Below are 19,539 nucleotides of genomic sequence, written 5' to 3'. Positions count from 1 at the left end.
ATAGAACTAACAAAGCAGAAAGGACGACATGAAGAAGGCAATCTTGCGCAGCGTGGTGGGTGCTGTTTTCGGGCTCGCGGCATCGGTGGCCGTGTATGCGGCTAGCTACGTGTATGTGTCGAACGCCGACAGCCAGGACATTTCGGTGTTCCGCCTCGATGCGCAAAACGGCACGCTGGCCGCGGTCGAGACCGTGCCGGTGGGCGGCACGGTGATGCCGATGGCGTTCTCGCCCGACCATCATCACCTGTATGCGGCGCTGCGCTCGAAGCCGTATCGCGTGGTGAGCTTCGCCGTAAATCCGCTCGATGGCCGTCTCGCCGAACTGGGCCGCGCGCCGCTCGCGGAGAGCATGGCCTATGTTTCCACCGATGGCACGGGGCGTTACCTGCTTTCCGCTTCGTACGGCGGCAATCTGCTGGCGGTGAACCGCATCGGCGAAAACGGCGTGGCGGGGGACGTGCAGCAAACCGTGAAGACGGGTCCGATGGCGCACATCATTCGCACCTCGCCGGACAACCGCTATGCATTCGCCTCGGTGCTCGGCGCCGACACCTGGCTGCGCCTGAAGTTCGACGCCTCGACGGGCGCGCTCAACGAGGATGCGAAACCCGCTTACTCGCTGCCGAAGGATTCCGGCCCGCGTCATTTCCAGTTTTCGCCGGACCAGCGTTTTGTCTATCTGATCGACGAACTCGACGGCAAGCTGCACGTGCTCGCCTTCAACGCGGCGAACGACTCGGTCAAGCCGATCCAGACGATCTCGATCCTGCCTGCTGGCTTCTCCGGCGACAAGCCGTGGGGCGCCGACGTCCACCTCACGCCCGATGGCCGCCACCTGTACATCTCGGAGCGCACGTCGAGCACGCTGGGCGCGTACCGCGTGAACACGGAAACGGGCAAGCTCACTCGCATCGGCACGTACGTCACCGAGAAGCAGCCGCGCGGCTTCAATATCGATCCGTCGGGCCAGTATCTGTTCGCCGTGGGCCAGCTCTCGCCCACGCTGAGTGCATACCGCATCGATGCGAAGAGCGGTGCACTGCGTGAGCTCGGCAAGTACCCGGTGGGCAAGGGTGCGAATTGGGTCGAAGTGGTGGACTTCGACGGCTCGAACCGCTAGGGAAGGTCTGCACAGCTCCTTTTTGGAGCACTGATTTTTTACTAGTGAGTCGTATTAGCCGTAAGAGCCTGCTGGCAGACTGGTTGTCCGCTCTTGAGGCGTGACGACATCCGTGCGCCGGGACTCGCGGCCTGGATCTCAGCTTCGGGGATTGCGTAAAGCCTTGCGTGCGATCCAGAGGTTGCCTAGGGCGAACAGTGTCGGCATCTGCGCAGTGTTCTTCAATAACCCTCGGTACCGGGTCTTCGTATAGCCAGATTGCTGCTTGAGCACGCGGAGCGGATGTTCAACCTTGGCGCTGATGCCCGCTTTCAAGCGTTCAATCTAGTCGGATATCGCGTCCAGACGATCGTTCGGTCCAGTTGTCGACGCGGGCCTGGCCGCATCGCGACATGCCAGCGAACCGGGTTCGCCTGGCATCGCTTTTCGATACCCTGATAGCCCGCGTCGGCGTACACACCCGTTTCCTGGCCGTGTTCAGCGGAGGCAGGCATTGCCGTCGTTAGAGCGGCGTGCGCAACATTGAAGCGCCGGCCACCGACGTCGCCGTACTTGCCTGGACACCATCCGATGCGGCCAAGGGACGCAGAATCGTTAATTTGAAGTCCTATATACCTGGCGCGTCGTATATCGCACGTCAGTACTGGCGTACCTGAACTGCGCAGGCCTCGCGCGTTCGTCTGCGTTTGAGGCCACGCCTACGACATCGCGGATAGCGATTACTGCACGTGTTGATCGTGCCGGAGCACAAGGCGACGCGCGGACTCTTGTCCTGAAGCGGCGAACTGGCGGCGCGCGCTCACCGAATCGCTGTTCTACCCGGAGAACTTGTGAAAGGCTCCCCCTTTCACTCGATTTCGCAGCCATTACCGCTCAATCGCATCTCGAAAAATGAGATGAGTCAAATTTGTCATTGTTTGACATAACCGTTGATTAATTCCGACGTCTCCGGTCAATATGATTGACGCGTTTCCGTTCCCACCCCTAGATTTCGGTGCCGATAGCTGCGAAAGCAACGATCTCACCTCGTGCCTTTCCACCGGAATGGGATGTGTGAATGAATGCTGTGACGAAAAGCTTCACCGATGCTCTGCGCCACCCGAGCGCGCGTCTGAGCCAGCGTCTGCGGGTCTGGGTCGGGATTCTCGAACACGACTTCGATGTGGTGAAGTTCCGGGTGCGCGGGGGATTCTGCAAGGACTATACGGCAGATGTGACGGTGACCTCGTCGCAGCTCGATCTCGACGGCAAAGAGTACGTCGGACGGCGCGCGGGGTTGCAGATCGACGAACGCGTGGCCGTGCCCTCGGTCAGCTATGTCGAACCCGTCGATCATGAAGCGGCTACCTTCAACGGCGTGATCACGCGCATCGAGCGTATCGGCGTAAGTCGCGACGAAGCCACCTACCGGCTACGCATCGAGCCGCGCTTTGCCGCTCTCTGCAAGCGGATCATCAAGTCCGATACCTTCAAGGACGTGACGCTGCAGGAGATGATCCGGCAGGCGCTGGTCGACCGCAAAAACTTCGACGCCTTCGACGTGGAATTCCAGATCGAAGGGCTACTGGAGAAGATGGAACAGGTGGTGATGTATGAGGAGTCCCTATGGACCTTCATCACCCGACACTGCCGCCGCAAGGGCGTTTTCTGGTTCTACAAGCAGGGGCGCGGCAAGAGTGGCCAGCTCGATACGATTGTCTTTGCCAACAATCCGCGTGCCTATATTCGTTCGGTCGAGATTCCGCTCATCGCGGATTCGGGACTCTCGGCCGGGTGCCACGAAGCGGTGCTGTCGCTCAATGACGCGCGTACCCTCGTGCCCGCCACGATTGAGCTGTATGAGCGCAACTACCGCACGCCGGATGACCCGCTACGGGCGACGGTGAACGTCTGCAGTGAAGCGGGCGACCGCTCGGTGTTCGGACAGTTCAGCCGTAGCGCGGAGTTCCACCTGACGCAGCAGCAGGGCGAGGCGCTCACGCAGACGCGGCGCGACGAACAGATCGCGCGCCAGGTGACGCTTTCCGGTACGACGAACGCCTTGGGCGTTGCGCCGGGCGTCGTGGTCAAGACGACCAATGTGAAGGTGGCGCGTGCCCAATACGGGTTTGTGATCACGTCGATGGTCATGAAAGGCAGTCGTACTCTGCCGGCGCACACCCGCTTCAAGGCGATGCCCGCGCATCTGACGTACCGGCCTCGTTTCCACTTCGAGCGGGACTGGCGTTTCCTGAAAGGTCCCGTCGTAGGCGTTGTGACAACTTTTGATTCGAGCCCCTATGGCTGTATGGACGAGCACGGTCGTTATCCCGTCCTGCCGAAGTTCCTGCAGGGTGCGGGCAACACCGACCGGCAACTGCTGAAACTGCGCCTGGTGCGTGTGTCCTCATCGGATCAGGGCGGTTTGCACGCGCCGCTGCTGCCGGGGACCGAGGTGCTGCTGGACGCCGCGCATGCGGACGTGGACCGCATGCATATCACCGGCGCCCTCCATGACTATGCGCATCGCGATCCTGTTCGGGGCACGGACGCGTTGTATAGCTATGCCATCTGGCGCTCTCCATTGCTCGGTGCGGAGGTCGTTTTTAACGATCTGCAGGGCAAGGAGAGCGCACGCATTGCGACTGTGAACAGCCAGTCGGCCTTCAACCAGGGCTATCTGCTTAACAGCAGAAAGCTTTCTCGCGGGAACGGCTTTGAGGCGACGACCCAGGGGTGGGGGGCCGTGCGGGCGGCGAAGGGGCTGTTTTTCACCGCGGACGCCGCAGCCGGAACCGATACGCCGCACCTTGAGATGCCTGCCGCCGTCGCCCAGCTCAAGGCCGCGCTGCAGCGTGTGACGGACCTCGCTGCGGCAACGACGCAGGCCGGGGGCGATCCGGCTGACCGTGCCACGCAGTCGGCGCTGCTCGACGGCCTGAACCAGCTACGCGACGCGGGGTTGCTCGCGAGCGCCCCCGGCGGCATGGCGTTCGTGACGCCGAAATCGCTCCAGCACTCGGCCGGCGAAAGCGTGATTGTGACCGCGGGCAAGGACCTGGACGTGAGTATTGCGAAGCGCCTGCGTATGGCGGTTGGGGACATGATCTCGCTGTGCGCGCACAAGCTCGGCGTCAATCTCACCGCCGCGAAGGGCAAGTTCACGGCCTCGGCGCTGACGGACGGGATGGACCTGTTCGCGAAGCAGCAGGTACGCGTGGCCAGCGAAAGCGCAGACATTCAGCTGGCCGCGAAAACGAAGATCGCGCTCAACAGCGGCGGGGGCTCGCTCGTGATCGAGAACGGCAACATGACGTTCCATTGTCCCGGGGCGTTCACCATCAAGGCAGGCTCGTTCACGTTCGTTGGCCCCGATAACGTGCCGGCGCAGTTGCCCATCCTGCTGAAGAGCAGTCTGAAGATTTCAGACACGTATTCGTCATCCCATTGAAGCCATGATCATCAGCCCTCCCTTTCTTCCGGCGTCGGGCCTGACGGCCAGCGACGCGTCGAAGCCGGACCCCATGATGGACCTCATCGACCAGTTCGAGATCGGTCATCACGGGGCCTGGCCGGTCACCTTCGACCGGCGTTCTCATTGCGCCATCCATCTGAACCCGGGTGAGCAGACGGAACCTGTCCGCGCGATCGCTGATGGGGATGTTGTTGCGTACCGGGTCTGCAAGAACGCCATCTCGGACGGCACGACCGATTCGACGACCGGGCAGCCGGTGCTGAACTCGAATGCCGGCTTCGTACTACTGCGGCACAAGACTGACACGGGCGACGGGCGCACGATCACGTACTACTCGCTCTACATGCACTTGCTGGACATGACCAGCCAGGAGCACATCGTGCCCCAGCCTAACAATCCGCCGCAGACTGGGTCGGCAAACGCGCTACCCAAATGGCTGCTCGATACGGCAGGGGGCAAGGATGGGGCGGTCCAGATGGGCGGCACAAAAAAGATGTACCGCAAGGACATGCTCGGCTACGTCGGCCAGCATCAGGGCGTGGCGCATCTGCACTTCGAAATCTTCATGGCGGACGGCGATTTCACGGCCTGGTTCGACAAGGTGGAGATCGGGGTGAAAAAAACGACTCAGCCGAACACCAGCGACTACTGGGGGCGCAGCTACTTCGTCATTTCCGGCCCGCAAGAATTTTATCCGCAGCCGGCCGGCGTGGATGAGAAGTGGTTTCCCCGAGTGCCGGGCGGCTCGCTTGGCGCAGGGGACACACTCTATGTCGAGGCATGGTTCAACAAGGGGCAGCGCTTTACGCGCGCGTGGATCGATAGGGGTGGCAGTGGCAACGTGACCTTGCTCACGCCCGCCCCCATTGCGGACCCTTATGACAACGCCCAAAGGCACTACGAATATGACCTGTATGAACGCGCGATGGCCCTCTATCCGGTGTGTCCGAGCGATGGCTATGAGATGCTGCGGTTCGGGCGCATTCTCTCGGATAATCCGACTTTGACCGGGGCGGCCTGTGCCACATGGATCGCGGTGCCGCTCGACGAAAACGGCACGCTGGGCTATGTCAATATTGCGCCGGATGCCATCAAGAAGCTGTCCGACGCGGATTTCCCGTTCTTCACGGGTTGGCAAAAGGTGGATGGTGACAACACGCCGTTCAACGATGCCGGGCGATGTGATTACGCCACGCTTTGTGGGTTGACCGGCATTCAAGATTCGCTGCCATCGGCGCAGCCGCTCGAAGCCGATCCAAACAATAGCAATGAGATCAACCTGCGGCTTGCCAGCTACGTGCAGAACACAGATGGCGTGGACGAAAAGCTCCGGGGGATGGTGTTCAAGGCGCGAAGCGAGTGGGATCCAGCCAACAACGAGGAGCGCTACAAGGACCTCAACGACCCGTATGGTTTCTTTGGCAAGCAGAAGGATACCAACCCCGACGGGTACACCAAGTTTACCGAATTCCTGGGCAAGTTCCAGTTTCTGGACAAGACACCGCTTGCGGGGCAGGAACTATGGTTTTTCCATCCGCTGGTGTTTATCCGCCACTTCAGAAAGTGTGGGTGGCTCAGTCGCCAAGAACTTCAGCATCTGCTTCCGAAAAATGTTGTACAAAAAGCCACGCCGTGGAAGTGGCAAACGGTACGACTTAGTTGGGCTGCTTCCATGTTGGCAGCAGATAATCCGAATGCCATTCAGAGGCGTTTGGAACTCAACAATGCAATCCGTAAATACGGGATTCAATCGCCCGTGCGTATGGCGTCATTCTTTGGAAATGCAACAGAGGAGACGCAATGGTTTCAAAAATACCATGAGGGTTCGCCATTTTGGTACGCCCCATGGGATGGGCGAGGAATGCTTCAGCTCACGCACGCCACAAATTATATTAAGTATTGGAAATTCAAAGGGTTTGCAGTAAGTGCAACGGTAGAGAACACGCTGAAGCAGCATACCCAGATGGCTGATCAAAGCAGAACATCGCCCAATGGTCATAAGGGGATGTACGATTCGATGCATTACCTTAGAGATACATCTACGCATATTCCGGCCGATCTTGTCGAAAAAAGAGAGGCAATGGCCAATCCATTTGAAGCAGCGGATAGCGCCGGCTGCTATTGGGCTTGGTCGGGCGCCGCCAGTTGCGCAGACGAGTACTGGACGAATCAGTCCAGTGAATACAGTCCGCTCTCAACGGATCACGGAATAAAATATTTTTACATAAACGTAGCGTTTGGTAAGGTGGCGGCCACAATAAACACTGGCAAGCCAAGTAGTAACTACAATTCCGTGTGGGACATACAGTCTCGGTTTTTGGCATTCGCTAACGCACAAATAATTCTGTTTGATGTAACCAGTTTCCCGCAGCCGGACGGGAGTACATCTATTTTCCCCGTTGGTTTCGGGCGCGTGGAGGAATCGTGAAGCATTACATAACAACCTTTGTCGCTGGTTGGCTCGCTATCGCATGTTTATCTGGCGATGCATTAGCCGATGATGGCATGACGAAGTTGGGAGTGGGCACCAGCACACTCGCGGCAGATGGACCAACATTGGTGCAAGTGAGAATGGGTGACTGTCAGTTTTCGATGACTCTGAAAAAGGGCGAGCATATTAAATACAACGATCCAGATCTCGTACTTTATCGCGCAGATGCTCGCCTGCCTGATCGGGAACTTCCATTCCTTCAACAGACGCAGACGTATTCTGGGTATGACTGGTGGTTTGAGAAACGCGGGACTGCACACGTGCCGTGGATTGGTTTTATGTGCGAAAACACCTCAGATTTTAAGTGGTCGCCCGACAATACGCAAACCGATATTTCTCAGGAAATGCAGGATATCATGGACGCTAACTCATTGAGATGCCCAGCAGACTTCGACGGGAAAAAGTGGACTCCACTTGGGAAGAGTGAAGGCACGAACTTTGAAAGAATCGATGTTCCCGGCGCAAATGGTTTTGTGGTTGATGCAAAATCAAAAAATGGAATTCAAGGTTCGAGATTTTGTTTCGCTCATGGCAAGAGCGTTTTGATTGGCGTGTCCGGAGGTGGTGCGGGTATTCAAGTCGAGAGAAATTCGAAGGATGGCTTTATTTCCCCTCTCTTGCAAAGTATTGAATTTAAATCGGACGCCATGCCAGCTCAGCAAAAATAGTCGAATCAATTGGTTAGCTAATATATGCAATCTCCTATTCGTAAAGGCGACGAGCTCGAACACGGCGGCGAAGTTACAGGCGGCTCGCCGTGGTTCGAGGTGATGGGCCGACCGCTTGCCCGGAAGGGCGATGAGGCGATCTGCGAGCAGCACGGGCCAACCACGATTGATGAGGGCTACGCCAAATTTCCCGATCGCGACGGCAAGGAGGTCGCCTTCCATCATTACCGCTGCGCGTGCGGCTGCCGTCTGCTCTCGTCGCTCATGAATTTCGACATCGAGTAATGCCGGTCGATCTTTCTCCCGCCGGGCGCCCCAGCGGATATCCGCCCAGGATGCGCTTCTGGCCATGGGCGGTGACGTGGTTCGTGTGCAACGTGTTCGGTCCGGTATTTGTGCTGCTTGCGTGGCCGAAGGGTGACCCTGCGCGTGGCTTCGAGTTCTGGAACTGGATGTTCGGGGCACCGAACGGCGTGTTCCTGGTTCTGCTCGGATTTGCCCGGGCAGGTTATGAGGTCCTGTGGTATCGCGCGTACTGGCGCAACCATCATCGCGACCGCTGGCTTGCGGAAAAAATCCGGTTCGCGCAGCGCCCGCTGCATGTAGTCGGTGCTGGGTATTGCCTGCCACTGGCGGGCAAATCCCTTGCTGAAGCTCTTGCGGGGAAACAGTCGCTCCTGAAGATGCAGAGCGCCCGACATGGCTCGGGTAAGGTTTTGTGCAACCGTTTTGAAGACCATGACCCGTTGCTAGCCGGGCTGCCCATCGCGGGTGAAGAGGAAAGCGAGGGCTACAACGCAGGCGTGCTGACCGAGGTTGCGCCCGTTGTCCAGATGATCCGTGCAGCGATTGGACCGCTGGCCGGAAGTCTCCACGCGCTGACCCGATACGAAAAGCCGTACTGGCCGCGGGTACGTGTGCTCGCCGCGCCGGCGACTGCGGGCCTGTACGAGGCTCGTGTTCGCGAGGCACTGCGGCTGGCCGCCCTACCGCCACTCGATGTTCAGGCCGTCCCCGCGATCGATGGTCTGCTGGTAGCCGACGGGTGGCTCGACGAGCGCGCGAGCCGTCCGCTTCTCGCGGTCGCCGCAGCCTGGTACGACGATGCCATCGACGAAGGCAGTGCCGAAGGTTGTGCCGCCGTGCTGTTCGATCCGGGTTACTTCAGGCTCCCGCCGGAAGTCCGCCACAAGGCTGCGCTGCACCGTCCAGTCCAGGCAAGCGATGCTGAGGCCGGGTACGCTTTTGCGAATGCCGCGATCTGGGGCAAGGCCAGGACCGCAGCGGTGACGCGCGCGTGGATCACGCGCCCGGTTGAGCACTGCGACCGCGCCCTCGCCGCCGCCGGTTTTCAGGTCGCGTCGAAGGACGCTGCACAGCGCCGGCTCGATCGTATTGTCGGCAACGTGGGCGCGGCAAACGGCCTGCTGGCGATTGCGGCTGCCGTTGAGGCCGGCGCAACGGAAGGCCCGCAACTAATTGTCGATGGCCTGCAGTCAGCCATCCTCTACGTCAAACCCACAGAACAAACCAACGCTTCCCACGCATGACGACGCCCCTAAATAAACTGAAGAACATGGAGCCCGAATCCGTCGCCAGCAAACCGGCTTCCAGCCGAGCGGCGATCTGGGGCATGCCCCTCGCGGCGCTCGTCCTCGCCATCGCCGCACTTCTGCTGGTCTGGTTCGGGAATGACCGTCTCGGCATCGCGGATGGCGCACCCCGCACGCGTCTATTGATCAGTATCCCGATGGTGCTGATTGTCGTCGTGATCGCCCATCTGTTCGCGGTATCGACGGGCGCATACGGCGGGACTGCCAGACTGTTCCGCGCTGAAACCGGCGACCGCACGAAGGCGGCGAAGCCGCTCAAGCGCGATGCGCGGTTGCAACACATGTACGAGGAACTGCGCGTCTCGCATGGCTGGTTCTGGCGCAGTCGTCTGCGCTGGCTGATGGTAGACGGCACCGATGAGCACGTCGATCAGGTGGCCCCCGGCCTCAAACAGGCGGGCGTCATGCACGTTGGCGAAATCGTCCTTGTTCACGCCGCGCCGGACGGTATCGAGAAAGAAGTGTGGCTCGGCCAGATCCGCCGGTTGTGCCGCCGTCGCCCGGTGGATGGCCTCGTGCATGTGGCGCGCGCTGAAGAAGCCAGTGCGGGCCTGCCCCGCGAACTCTCAATGATCGCCACCTCTCTTGGTTGGGCTGCGCCCGTCACGTTCCTGCATCCGGTCGAGGTGAAGGGTAGCCTTTCTGAACGCTTCGACGCGGTCGGCGCCTTCTTGCCGAGCGAGTCGCGCAGGCAGGCGCAGGAGGCGGCCACCAGAGCGCCAGAGTTGCTGAACACAGTCGAGCAATGGTCGGCGGACGCTGGCGTGCGCCTTCATACGCGGGAGAAGGCAACCTGGCTGATGGAAGTTTCGAGGTACATCAGCGACCACGCTGAACGGATTGGTGGAAACCTGCGCGTACTCGCCACCTCGAACTGGCTGCGCGCGCCGTTGGCGGGTGTCCTGTTCGCACCGGTCTTTCCGGAGACAACCGCCGTGCCGGTGCCGGTCGCTAATGACGGTGACGACGCGCCCGCCGGGGTCGCGACGGCGGTGCCGGTGGCCGAAGTGACACGCGAGCAGCCGCGTGCCCTGCTGCCGGTGTGGCGCCAGATTGCGGTCTCCATGCCGAACTATCGAGGTCGCCGCACGGGGTTGTACTGGCCCGATGCGCTTGCGTGGTGCGTCGTGATCGGGGCCATCGTGTGGATCATGCTGATGGTGATCTCGGGGCTGGGCAACGGGGCACTCGTCAAGGATACCGAAACGACCACCGCCCACGCGCTCACTGCCGCGCCCGGCACGCCGCGCGCGTTGCGCGCGCAGCTCGCGCTGCAGAATGAAATCGCGATGCTCGAATATCGCCAGCAGCATGGGGCGCCGTGGTACCTGCGCGCGGGCTTGTCGCGCAACGACGACCTGCTCGCTGCGTTGTGGCGCCCCTACCAGACCGTGGCCACTCGCAACCTGCGCCAGCCGGTCTCGCAGGCGCTCGAAGGGCAACTCGTGCAGCTTTCGCAGGTACGCGCCGACGAACAGCAGAGCCACGACGCGCAGCAGCAGGCATACAACCGTCTCAAGGCGTACCTGATGCTCGCCACCCCGGCGCGCACCGACGCGCCTTTCCTCAAGGCGCAGATGCTCGCGGTGTGGGCCGCCGTCGCTGGCATGCGCACCGGCGAATGGCTCGACACCTCGCAACAGCTCGCCGGGTTCTGGTCGGATCACCTGAAGGCGCATCCGGAGTGGCGCATCAACGCATCGATGCCGCTCGTCACGCAGATGCGCTCGACCCTCGTGAACCAGATCGGCCTTGCCGCGAGCGATGATGTGCTCTACCAGCGTGTGCTTGATGAGGCGCGCGGCAAGTATGCCGATGTCTCTCTCGCGATGCTGCTCGCTGGCGCGGACGCGCACGGTCTGTTCACGACCGCGCAGACGGTGCCGGGCACCTTCACGCGTGCAGCGTGGGAGGGCGTCATCGAAAAGGCTATCGACGATGCCGTGAAAGGGCGGCATGTAGAGGGCGACTGGGTGCTCACCGGTGACCAGCCGACCGCCCGGATCAGCGCCACCGCCGTGGAAGGCGCGGTCGACGCGGCGCAGGCTGCGCTCGACGCAAGGAAGAATGCCGACGAGCTGAGAAAGCGCCTGCGCGACCGGTATTTCACGGACTACACGGCAGCCTGGGCGGCCATGCTCAACAGCTTCCAGTGGCTTCCGGCGACCCGCTTCTCGGGCGTGATCGACCAGCTCACGCGCCTGACCGATGCGCAGACTTCGCCGCTGCTGGCGGTCATGAAGTCGGTCCAGTACCAGGGCGAGGCAGGCCGTCCCTCGCAGGCGCTGACTGACACGCTGGTGCGCAAGGCGCAGGGGCTGCTGGGCGGGAGCGACAGCGACCAGGTGCAGGCCCCCGCGGTCAACCCGCTGGACCGTACGTTCGGCCCGCTGCTGGCGCTGACAGGCGACGCCAATGGTAGTGCTGCCACCGGGCAAGGCAGCGCGGCCAGATCAGCCAATGCGGCGGCGTTCAGCGGCGTGAGCCTGTCGCGCGTACTGACTGCCGATACGACCGTGCGCCTGAAACTGCAGCAGATCCAGGCGAGCCCGGACGCGCAGGCGATGGCGCGCTCGCTTGCGCAGGCGATCTTCCAGGGCAAGCTCTCGGATCTGTCGCAGGCGCGCGACGATGCGGCGCTGACCGCCGCGAGCCTGAGCGCACAGTGGGCAGGCTTCGGGCAGACCCTCTTCGTCCAGCCGCTCGATGCGGCCTGGCAGGCGGTCCTGCAGCCCGCCGCCGCGAGCCTGAACGACGCGTGGCGCGCCGCCGTGGCAGCCCCGTTCCAGTCGTCGTTTGCCTCGCGCTATCCGTTCGCGTCGACAAGTGCCGATGCGTCGTTTGCCGAATTCGGTCGCTACGTGCGCCCCGACACGGGACTCATCAACCGCTTCATCGACATCGAACTGGCCGGCGTACTCAAGCGCCAAGGCGATCAGTGGGTGCCGAACGAACTCGCGCCGCAGTCGCTGCAGTTCGATCCGAAATTCCTCGCGATGCTGCGGCTGATCGGTCCGCTCGGCGCCCGTCTCTACGCGCAGGGCGAGGCCGGTTACCACTTCGAGCTGATGCCGCAGCCCACGCCCACCGTGACGCGCACGGAACTGATGGTCGACAGCCATCAGGTCGCCTACTTCAATCAGCACGAAGCGTGGTCGCCGCTGGCATGGCCTGGCAATGGCCTGAACGGCCATGCGTCGTTGAACTGGCAGTCGCTGGATGCGGGCACGCGCATCGCATTCGACGCGACAGGTGACTGGGCGTTCCTGCGCATGCTTGAAAAGGCCCGCGTGAAGCCGCTCGACGATACGCGCTTCGAGCTGGTCTGGAACGGCGGGGCAGGTGGCGACGCGGAGAAGGCCGCTTCCGCGGCCTCTGCCGCGGCCACCACTGCCAGCGATAGTGCTGAGGGCAACACGGCACCGCTGCGCTATGTGCTGCGTACGCAGGCGGGAGCCGGACCGCTCGACTTGCTCAAGCTGCGCGGCTTCCAGATGCCCGAGCGCATTTTCATAACGGGTTGGGCCGGGCAGATCTCCGGACTACCGTCCTTGCCACCGTTGCCCCCGGAGTTGCAGCCATGACCGAACCGTGAAGGAAGTACCAGGCCGACCGGCCGAATCTTTTCCTGGCGAAATTCATTGGGGAGATGCGCTACGCAGGGCGATTGCGTGGAGGTATCCGCATCTTGTCAGTGATATTCGATGCGCCGGGCGAACGCGGGTCAGTCCGCCTCGATACGATCGGCGTCTCGCGAATCTTTGCGCAACTGCGCATGCGTTGCCGATTCGCCGCGCGACGCATCGACATCGCGAACCGCACGGCTACCTGCAAAACATACCGCGAGCGTCGCGAGCACCAGCACGCCGAGCGCGAGTTGCAGCCCGACTAGTCCCGCGCCGAAGCCGATGATAAGCGGCCCCACGAGAAAGCCCGCGTAACCCGCAGTAGCCGCCATCGACACGCCGGTCACGGGCGGCTCGGTCGTACGCCCCGCTGCGCTGAAAATCACCGGCACCACATTGGCAAGCCCAATGCCGACACAGATGAAACCCACCACCGCCGTGGCGAGCGCCGGCGCCGCGAGCACGGCGGCGAGACCCGCAGCCGAAAGCAGGCCGCCCAGCGCGACCACGCGCACCGCGCCCAGCCGTCGCACGAACGCGTCGCCCACCACGCGGCACGCCGCCATCGCGAACGCGAACGACGTATAGCCGATGCCCGCGCTATCCGCATGAGCGGGCAAGGCGGTGCGCAGGTACACGGCGCTCCAGTCGGCAATAGCGCCCTCGGTCATCATGCAAAGGAACGCGAGCGCGGCGAGCTTCACGACGCCCGCCTGCGGCAGCGCGAAGCCACCCGCCGGCGCAGCCTGCGGGCGCGTGCCTACGTCGCGCAGCGAGAACAGCGCCGCACCGACGATCAACACGGCGATGGGAATGGCGGGCAGCGCGAGACCGCTTAGCACACCGAATCCTGCTTTCTGCAGCACCGTGCCAGCGGCTGCGCCGGCCAGACCCCCCGCGCTCCAGGCCGCGTGGAAAGACGACATGATGGGCGCATGCCACACTTTTTCGATCGCGCTGGCATGGCCGTTCATGGAGACGTCGAGCGCGCCGTTGAGCGCGCCGAGCAGCAGCAACGCGGCGCATAGCAGCGGCGCGTTGGGCGCGAGCGCGGGCAACGGAAACGCGGCGACGAACAGCACGCCGAGCAGGGCGGTCGCGCGGCCGCTGCCGAATCTCGGCGCGAGACGCCCCGCAAGCGGCATGGCGACGATGGCGCCGAGCGCGAAGGCAAAGAGCGCGACGCCGAGCAGGGAGTCGCCAAGGACCAGCTTGTCCTTCACGCGCGGCACCTCCACGGCCCACGCGCCGATGCCGAAGCCGTTCGCAAGAAAGACCGCCGTGGTGGCGTAGCGTTCGCGCAGGGGCCTCATCGCGCCACCGTCACGTCGCCGCACGCGGCTTTCAGTTGCTTCATATGGAGTTTCGGTACGTCGGTATCGACGATCAGATAGTCGAGCGACGCGCACGGCGCGATGACGAACGGCGCGGACGTCATGAGCTTTTCCGTGGTGACCGCGGCCGCGATCTGGCCGCTTGCTGAGACCATCGCGCGTTTCATTTCGGCATCCTCCGCATCGAAGGCCGCGATGCCTTCGGACGGATCGAGTGCGCAGGCGCCAAGAAAGCAGAGATCGGCCTTGATCTGCTGAATCTGCACGAGCGCCGTCGCGCCCAGCGCGCCCGCGGCCTGCGCGCTCACGCGACCGCCGATCAGGATGACTTCGATGCCGGGGCGCTCGAGCAGGCGCACACAGGCCTGCGGCGAAGTGGTGACGACCGTGAGGCCGGCGTTCTCGGGCAGGGCCGCCGCGATCTCGACGTTCGTGGAACCCGCGTCGAGCAGGATCACCTGGTCGGGCTTGACGAGCGCGGCCGCGGCGCGCGCAAGACGCGCCTTGGCGGGCAGTTGCTCGCGCATGCGCACGGACGCGGGCTTGTTGGCGGGCGAAATCAGCAGCGCCCCGCCATACACGCGCTTGCAGTGCCCCGCCTCGGCCAGGTCGCGCAAGTGGCGCCGGATCGTGTGCTCCGAGGTGTCGAGCTGCACGGCGAGTTCGGTGGCCAGCACGCGTCCCTCGGCGCGCAGTTTTTCGAGGATCAGGCGCTCGCGCTCGTCGGGGAGCAGGCCTACGCTGGCCTCCTGGCGTGTTCGTTGCATGGGTTCGGCTCCCGCTTGCTCGTTGGCTTGCCCGTCGAATCGAGCAAAAACGAGCATAAAGTATCGTAAACGGGCGAGGCATGCAACCGACAGCGGAGCGTGCGGCGCGCAATCGCTTCAAGCACCCGATCAAGGGGGAGTGGCCGGCAGGATATATCTCGGGCTCGGCGCAACGCCGAAAACCACGCCCGAGAGGGGCGATAGAGGCTCACGCCCTGTCGCTTTCTTTTATTCTTCGTCCGCGCTATAGACACTGAGTCCTTCTATCGGGTCCATCGGGGCTTCCCAGGGTCTCGCTTCGATCGCGCGCATCGCGGCCTCGTAGCCCGCACGCCGGCGCGCGGCGATGCCCGACGGTGTGAAGTCGATGTCCTTCAACTGGTCGTCGCCGTCGAGTCGAGGCGCCGCGAGCTTGATGAGCCGCATGGTGGTCTCGCAGCCCCAGGCCGCCAGCTCCCGCACATCGAGTGCGTCGCGTTCGGCCTCGGGCACGCGCTTCGCCAGTTCGCGGATCACGTGCCGCAAGCGGTGGATCTGCTGTTGGCGCGCAATATGGCTTTCCGTGCGGCTCGCGTATTGAATGTCCTTTTGCCGCTCTGCGATCTGCCAGATGCTTTGCGGCTCCGGGCCCGCTGGATTCCACACCTGCGCCGAGAAGATCACCGAACTGTGGCGCGGCTTGTCGTCCAGCACGACCTCGACCGGCGTGTTGGAATAGATGCCGCCGTCCCAGTAGGGCTCACCGTCGATGCGCACCGCCGGGAACGCGGGCGGCAGCGCGCCCGAGCTCATGATGTGTTCGACGTTCAGGCGCTGGTCGCGCGAATCGAAATAACGCATCGCACCCGTGCGTGCGTTCACCGCGCCCACGGTGAGGCGCGGATGCCCGGCGTTCAGCAATTCGAAGTCGACCAGGGAAACGAGCGTGTCGCGCAGCGGGGCAATCTTGTAGTAAGACGCGCGATCGACGCCGAGATGTGCCAGCGGACCGAACCACGATGCAGGGTTGGGCTGAAAGAACCCGGCGATGCCGCCGCCGATGATCATCAGCTTTGCGAACGTCTTGTCCCAGCCGGGCGCGAAGCCAGGCCACGTTGCTGCCACGTCGAGGCGGGTACGGTCGGTGACGCGGTGCCAGAATTCGTCCAGACGCGCGAAGCGGTGCTCGGGTGCGTTTCCGGCGATCAGCGCAGCATTGATGGCGCCAATGGAGGTGCCGATCACCCAGTCCACATGGATGCCGGCTTCGTGCATCGCCTCATAGACGCCAAGTTGATAGGCGCCCAATGCGCCGCCGCCTTGCAACACGAGTACGACTTGCCCTGGCAACGCCAGGCTTGCCGGCTGCTTCGCTGTCATCGATCGCCTCGCTGTTTTGCTCGACCGACGCGCGCTTTCGTGACCTGCATTCTTCATACGCGTGGCCGTTTTCTCCGCACCATTGTAGTGGGGTTCGGAAAAGACGAGCGTTGCGTGGCAACGGCCCGAATGGCCGCTGTCCCTCAACCGGTCGAGGCGATTTGCCCTTCGAACGTCACGCAGTTGCGGCCGCCGCGCTTTGCGGTATAAAGCGCGGAATCGGCGAGTCCGTACGCCGTGTCGAAATCGGTGCCGGCCGGATTGTCGCTGACGCCGAAACTGGCGGTAATGGAGCGGCACACCGGCGCGGGGAACGCGTGATTCGCAATGGCTGCGCGCATGCGCTCGGCGAGTTGCAAGGCATCGGCGATGTCGAAGCCCGGCAAGACAACCGTGAACTCTTCGCCGCCCACGCGTCCGATGATGCCGGTCTCGCCGAGAATGCGCCGCAGGCAGTTCACGATGCCCGAAATCACGCTGTCGCCCGCCGGGTGCCCGAAGTCGTCGTTGACCGTCTTGAAGTCGTCGATGTCGAGCAGGATCATCACGGCCCGATTCGCGCGTAGCGCCTTCACTGTGCGTTCGATCACGGCGCTGCGATTGAGCACGCCGGTCAGCGCGTCGTGCGTCGCGCGATAGTGCAGTTGCTGCGTCAGCGCCTGCATTTCGCGCTCGGCGCGATCGCTGCGCCCGATCAGGCGGCGGGTTTCGCGCATCAGGCGCTCGTAGTGCTGGATCAGCTCGATGAGCGCCTCGCGATGACTGTGCGCGTACGCCTCCGGAGCCTCGGCAATCGCCCGGGCCCTCTCCAGCGCCTCGCTTTCACTGCGGAACAGGTCGAGGTAATGGTCCTTCATTGCGTCCCGCAAGCCAGTCGTTTCCACGCGCGTCGTCCTCAAAGCGTCCTCACGTTGCAACCGGGCAATCATTGAACTTGATTGCGGTGAAGTCGGTTTGGAGTTCCTCGCCGAATTCGAGGATCGTTTCGTCTTCTTCGTCGCGATACCAGTTCACCTGCACCTGGTTGCCCGCCGCGGCGGCGCGATCGAGTGAGTCGAACACGCTGAACAGCATTTTCGTGCTCGAGCTGTTGAAGTAGGTGAGCGTGACCTCGACCGTGATCGCGGCGTTTTCGCAATCCTTGAGCCAGAGATTGAGCCGCTCGATGATCGGCGCATAAAACGCGGCGGCATTCTCGGGATACGATTCGCCTCGCAGTGACAGCACGTTTTCGTCGAAGCGGAAGTCGATTTCCGGCGACGTTGCCGTGGCGGCGATAAAAAGGTTTTCCATTTTGTACGCGTGCCCTGGTCAGATGATGGTCTTGAGGCAAAACAGTGTGGTGCCCGTATCGTCTTCGCGTGGATGAAATGCGAATTCGAGCGGCGCACTGGCGTCGCGCGCCATCGTCAGAAAACCCAGTCCCGCGCCTTTGCTGTCGGCAGGCGTGTCGGCGCGCAGCGACATCTTGTAGGCCTGCCTGATTTCGTCGATCGACATGTTGCGCAGCGGCTCCAGCTTCTCGCGCAAGTCGTCCACGGCCGCCGTCGCGATGGGATTCACGCACACCATGAGGTGGCGCTCGCCTTCGGCGGAAACGCACATCGCGCCTTCGCGGATTGCACCGCCTTGGCCCTGATCTTCCGAGAGTGCGTCGCACGAGTAATGCACGATATTGTGCGAAAGCTCGATGAACGAGGAGAAGATCCTCCTGCGCGTGGACGAGCTCAGTCCCGCCACTTCCAGTTGCAGCTTGACGACCTCGCTCATCGCGGCGACGATGCTGTGCGAGAAATAGCCTTTGTGATAGAAGAGCAAATTGCGCTTCTGTGCGATTTCGAAGAAGCAGCAGTTTTGATCCAGAATTGCAGACATATTGGTGAACTACCTCAAACTCGTGCAAAGAAAAGCGTGACATCGTCGCGGCGCGCCTGTGAGCCTTGCCATTCGGCGAAGGTTTCGAGCAGGCGTGCGCAGATGAATGAAGAAGCGTTCTCGCGCTCAGCGAGAATCCGGTCGAGCGTCCGGCGTTTGCCGAAGGCGATTCTGCGCGGGCCGCCGATCTGATCGGTCAGGCCATCGGTGGAAACGAACAGCAGGCTGCCGTGCGGCACGGCGAGGGTGTGCTGGGTCCACGTGTAATCGGCGAGGCTGTCGACATAGCCCACGCCCATGCGGTCGCCGGCAATGCTGTCGAACTGCTCAGCGTCCGCGCGCAAGACATGCAGTGCGACGCGCGCACCCGCGAAGTGCAGCACCTTGCTGGCGGCGTCGAACCAGAAGAACGCGGCGTCGAGGCCGTCGTTGGACTGCGGGGCGTCGCCCGCGCCGTTGATTTGCCCGAGCAGGCCCTTCACATTGCGATTGACGGCTGCCAGCAGCGCGGAAGGGTTGCGCGGGCCGATCTGTTCGAGCGCCTGCGAGAGCGACGCCGAGGCGAGCAGGGTCATGAACGCACCGGGCACGCCGTGCCCCGTGCAATCGGCCACTGCGCCGAACCAGCCGTCGGCGAACGCTGCGAAATGGTAAAAGTCGCCGCCTACCACGTCGCGCGGCTCCCAGACGAGCGCCGCATCGGGCAGCATGCTCGCGAGCGTTTCGCGCGAGGCGCGCAGCATGGCTTGCTGAATCACGCTCGCATACTCGATGCTCTGCATGATCTGCCGATTCTTTTCCGCCTGCATTTCCGCCACGATGGACAGCAAGCGCAAGCCGTTGCCCACGCCGGCGAAGCGGCCTTCGCGCGTCACGATGAAACCGTCGACCAGCGCCTTCTCGCCGACTTCAACGGTTTTGAACGTGAGCGCCTCGATGCTCATGGCCGCGTCGACGATCAATGGCTCCTTGTCCATGAACGCGATACAGCTTTTCTTGTCGTATAGCTCGCGGTGGAACGGCTTGCTCATTTGCGACATGAAAATATCGCGGTTGATGAGCCCAATGGGGCGATCGTTTTCGATCACCGCGAGACTGGCCATGTCACGCCTCGAATAGAAAATCTCCATGACGAGAGAGTTCGAATCCGAAGCGTCGATAGCCGGCACTTCCAGAGCCAGTTCTCCGGCGCTGCGCGGGCCTACGGGTAGACCCGGACGACGAAACTG

14 protein-coding genes and 1 pseudogene are annotated in these 19,539 nt (G+C 62.5%); 7 read left to right on the top strand and 8 right to left on the bottom strand.

Annotation, left to right across the window (positions count from 1 at the left end; all coding sequences use genetic code 11):
• Positions 1–28: 28 nt before the first annotated feature.
• Positions 29–1,123: a beta-propeller fold lactonase family protein gene (locus tag M3I53_RS10040; RefSeq protein WP_254315793.1), complete on the top strand. Its 1,095-nt coding sequence runs from the start codon at positions 29–31 to the stop codon at positions 1,121–1,123.
• A 138-nt stretch (positions 1,124–1,261) separates the two neighbouring features.
• On the opposite strand, the pseudogene M3I53_RS10035 reads toward M3I53_RS10040, so the two are convergent.
• Positions 1,262–1,599: pseudogene (locus tag M3I53_RS10035) on the bottom strand (transposase); the annotation flags it as partial.
• 581 nt (positions 1,600–2,180) lie between these two features.
• Between M3I53_RS10035 and M3I53_RS10030 the strand changes: the two are divergent.
• From M3I53_RS10030 to M3I53_RS10005, 6 genes are read left to right on the top strand one after another with little or no spacing between them, the layout of a single operon-like run.
• The gene (locus M3I53_RS10030; RefSeq protein WP_254315792.1) at positions 2,181–4,553 is read left to right on the top strand and encodes a type VI secretion system Vgr family protein; all 2,373 of its coding nucleotides are present in this window, start codon (positions 2,181–2,183) and stop codon (positions 4,551–4,553) included.
• Positions 4,554–4,557: 4 nt separating this feature from the next.
• Entirely contained in the window at positions 4,558–7,005 is a 2,448-nt protein-coding gene (locus tag M3I53_RS10025; RefSeq protein ID WP_254315791.1) for a hypothetical protein, read from the top strand.
• Entirely contained in the window at positions 7,002–7,736 is a 735-nt protein-coding gene (locus tag M3I53_RS10020; protein WP_254315790.1) for a hypothetical protein, read from the top strand. Before M3I53_RS10025 ends, M3I53_RS10020 begins: the two co-directional genes overlap by 4 nt.
• A gap of 24 nt (positions 7,737–7,760) precedes the next feature.
• A complete protein-coding gene (locus M3I53_RS10015; protein WP_254315789.1) occupies positions 7,761–8,021 on the top strand; it encodes a PAAR domain-containing protein in 261 nt (86 codons plus the stop codon).
• Entirely contained in the window at positions 8,021–9,286 is a 1,266-nt protein-coding gene (locus M3I53_RS10010; RefSeq protein WP_254315788.1) for a hypothetical protein, read from the top strand. The genes M3I53_RS10015 and M3I53_RS10010 overlap by 1 nt, the downstream gene beginning before the upstream one ends.
• The gene (locus tag M3I53_RS10005) at positions 9,283–12,933 is read left to right on the top strand and encodes an ImcF-related family protein (protein ID WP_254315787.1); all 3,651 of its coding nucleotides are present in this window, start codon (positions 9,283–9,285) and stop codon (positions 12,931–12,933) included. The genes M3I53_RS10010 and M3I53_RS10005 overlap by 4 nt, the downstream gene beginning before the upstream one ends.
• A 140-nt stretch (positions 12,934–13,073) precedes the next feature.
• Here the strand turns inward: M3I53_RS10005 and M3I53_RS10000 are convergent, their stop codons facing one another.
• The 7 genes from M3I53_RS10000 to M3I53_RS09970 form a co-directional block, all read right to left on the bottom strand.
• Positions 13,074–14,288 carry an MFS transporter gene (locus M3I53_RS10000; RefSeq protein ID WP_254315786.1) on the bottom strand — a complete coding sequence of 405 codons (1,215 nt, stop codon included), beginning with the start codon at positions 14,286–14,288 and terminating at the stop codon, positions 13,074–13,076.
• A complete protein-coding gene (locus M3I53_RS09995; RefSeq protein WP_254315785.1) occupies positions 14,285–15,076 on the bottom strand; it encodes a DeoR/GlpR family DNA-binding transcription regulator in 792 nt (263 codons plus the stop codon). The genes M3I53_RS10000 and M3I53_RS09995 overlap by 4 nt, the downstream gene beginning before the upstream one ends.
• Before the next feature lie 228 nt (positions 15,077–15,304).
• Entirely contained in the window at positions 15,305–16,435 is a 1,131-nt protein-coding gene (locus M3I53_RS09990) for a patatin-like phospholipase family protein (protein ID WP_254315784.1), read from the bottom strand.
• A 143-nt stretch (positions 16,436–16,578) separates the two neighbouring features.
• Positions 16,579–17,319 (bottom strand): GGDEF domain-containing protein, encoded by a 741-nt coding sequence (locus M3I53_RS09985; protein WP_375542490.1) that lies wholly within the window; start codon positions 17,317–17,319, stop codon positions 16,579–16,581.
• A 22-nt stretch (positions 17,320–17,341) separates the two neighbouring features.
• Positions 17,342–17,728: a DUF1987 domain-containing protein gene (locus tag M3I53_RS09980; RefSeq protein WP_254315783.1), complete on the bottom strand. Its 387-nt coding sequence runs from the start codon at positions 17,726–17,728 to the stop codon at positions 17,342–17,344.
• Between the two features lie 18 nt (positions 17,729–17,746).
• The gene (locus M3I53_RS09975) at positions 17,747–18,310 is read right to left on the bottom strand and encodes a SiaB family protein kinase (RefSeq protein WP_254315782.1); all 564 of its coding nucleotides are present in this window, start codon (positions 18,308–18,310) and stop codon (positions 17,747–17,749) included.
• Between the two features lie 14 nt (positions 18,311–18,324).
• Positions 18,325–19,440 carry a SpoIIE family protein phosphatase gene (locus tag M3I53_RS09970; RefSeq protein WP_375542495.1) on the bottom strand — a complete coding sequence of 372 codons (1,116 nt, stop codon included), beginning with the start codon at positions 19,438–19,440 and terminating at the stop codon, positions 18,325–18,327.
• Between the last annotated feature and the right edge of the window lie 99 nt (positions 19,441–19,539).

It is taken from the genome of Paraburkholderia sp. CNPSo 3272, assembly GCF_024206495.1.
GTDB lineage: Bacteria > Pseudomonadota > Gammaproteobacteria > Burkholderiales > Burkholderiaceae > Paraburkholderia.
The sequence above is the reverse complement of the archived record's forward strand: the minus strand, read 5'-3'. Positions and strand labels throughout refer to the sequence as shown.

Bases quoted from the DNA above. Each gene is read 5' to 3' on its own strand.
- M3I53_RS10005 (WP_254315787.1), top strand. From the start codon at position 9,283: ATGACGACGCCCCTAAATAAACTGAAGAACATGGAGCCCGAATCCGTC.
- M3I53_RS10025 (WP_254315791.1), top strand. From the start codon at position 4,558: ATGATCATCAGCCCTCCCTTTCTTCCGGCGTCGGGCCTGACGGCCAGC.
- M3I53_RS10000 (WP_254315786.1), bottom strand. From the start codon at position 14,288: ATGAGGCCCCTGCGCGAACGCTACGCCACCACGGCGGTCTTTCTTGCG.
- M3I53_RS10040 (WP_254315793.1), top strand. From the start codon at position 29: ATGAAGAAGGCAATCTTGCGCAGCGTGGTGGGTGCTGTTTTCGGGCTC.
- M3I53_RS10015 (WP_254315789.1), top strand. From the start codon at position 7,761: ATGCAATCTCCTATTCGTAAAGGCGACGAGCTCGAACACGGCGGCGAA.
- M3I53_RS09975 (WP_254315782.1), bottom strand. From the start codon at position 18,310: ATGTCTGCAATTCTGGATCAAAACTGCTGCTTCTTCGAAATCGCACAG.
- M3I53_RS09970 (WP_375542495.1), bottom strand. From the start codon at position 19,440: ATGGAGATTTTCTATTCGAGGCGTGACATGGCCAGTCTCGCGGTGATC.
- M3I53_RS09990 (WP_254315784.1), bottom strand. From the start codon at position 16,435: ATGACAGCGAAGCAGCCGGCAAGCCTGGCGTTGCCAGGGCAAGTCGTA.
- M3I53_RS09980 (WP_254315783.1), bottom strand. From the start codon at position 17,728: ATGGAAAACCTTTTTATCGCCGCCACGGCAACGTCGCCGGAAATCGAC.
- M3I53_RS10010 (WP_254315788.1), top strand. From the start codon at position 8,021: ATGCCGGTCGATCTTTCTCCCGCCGGGCGCCCCAGCGGATATCCGCCC.
- M3I53_RS10030 (WP_254315792.1), top strand. From the start codon at position 2,181: ATGAATGCTGTGACGAAAAGCTTCACCGATGCTCTGCGCCACCCGAGC.
- M3I53_RS09995 (WP_254315785.1), bottom strand. From the start codon at position 15,076: ATGCAACGAACACGCCAGGAGGCCAGCGTAGGCCTGCTCCCCGACGAG.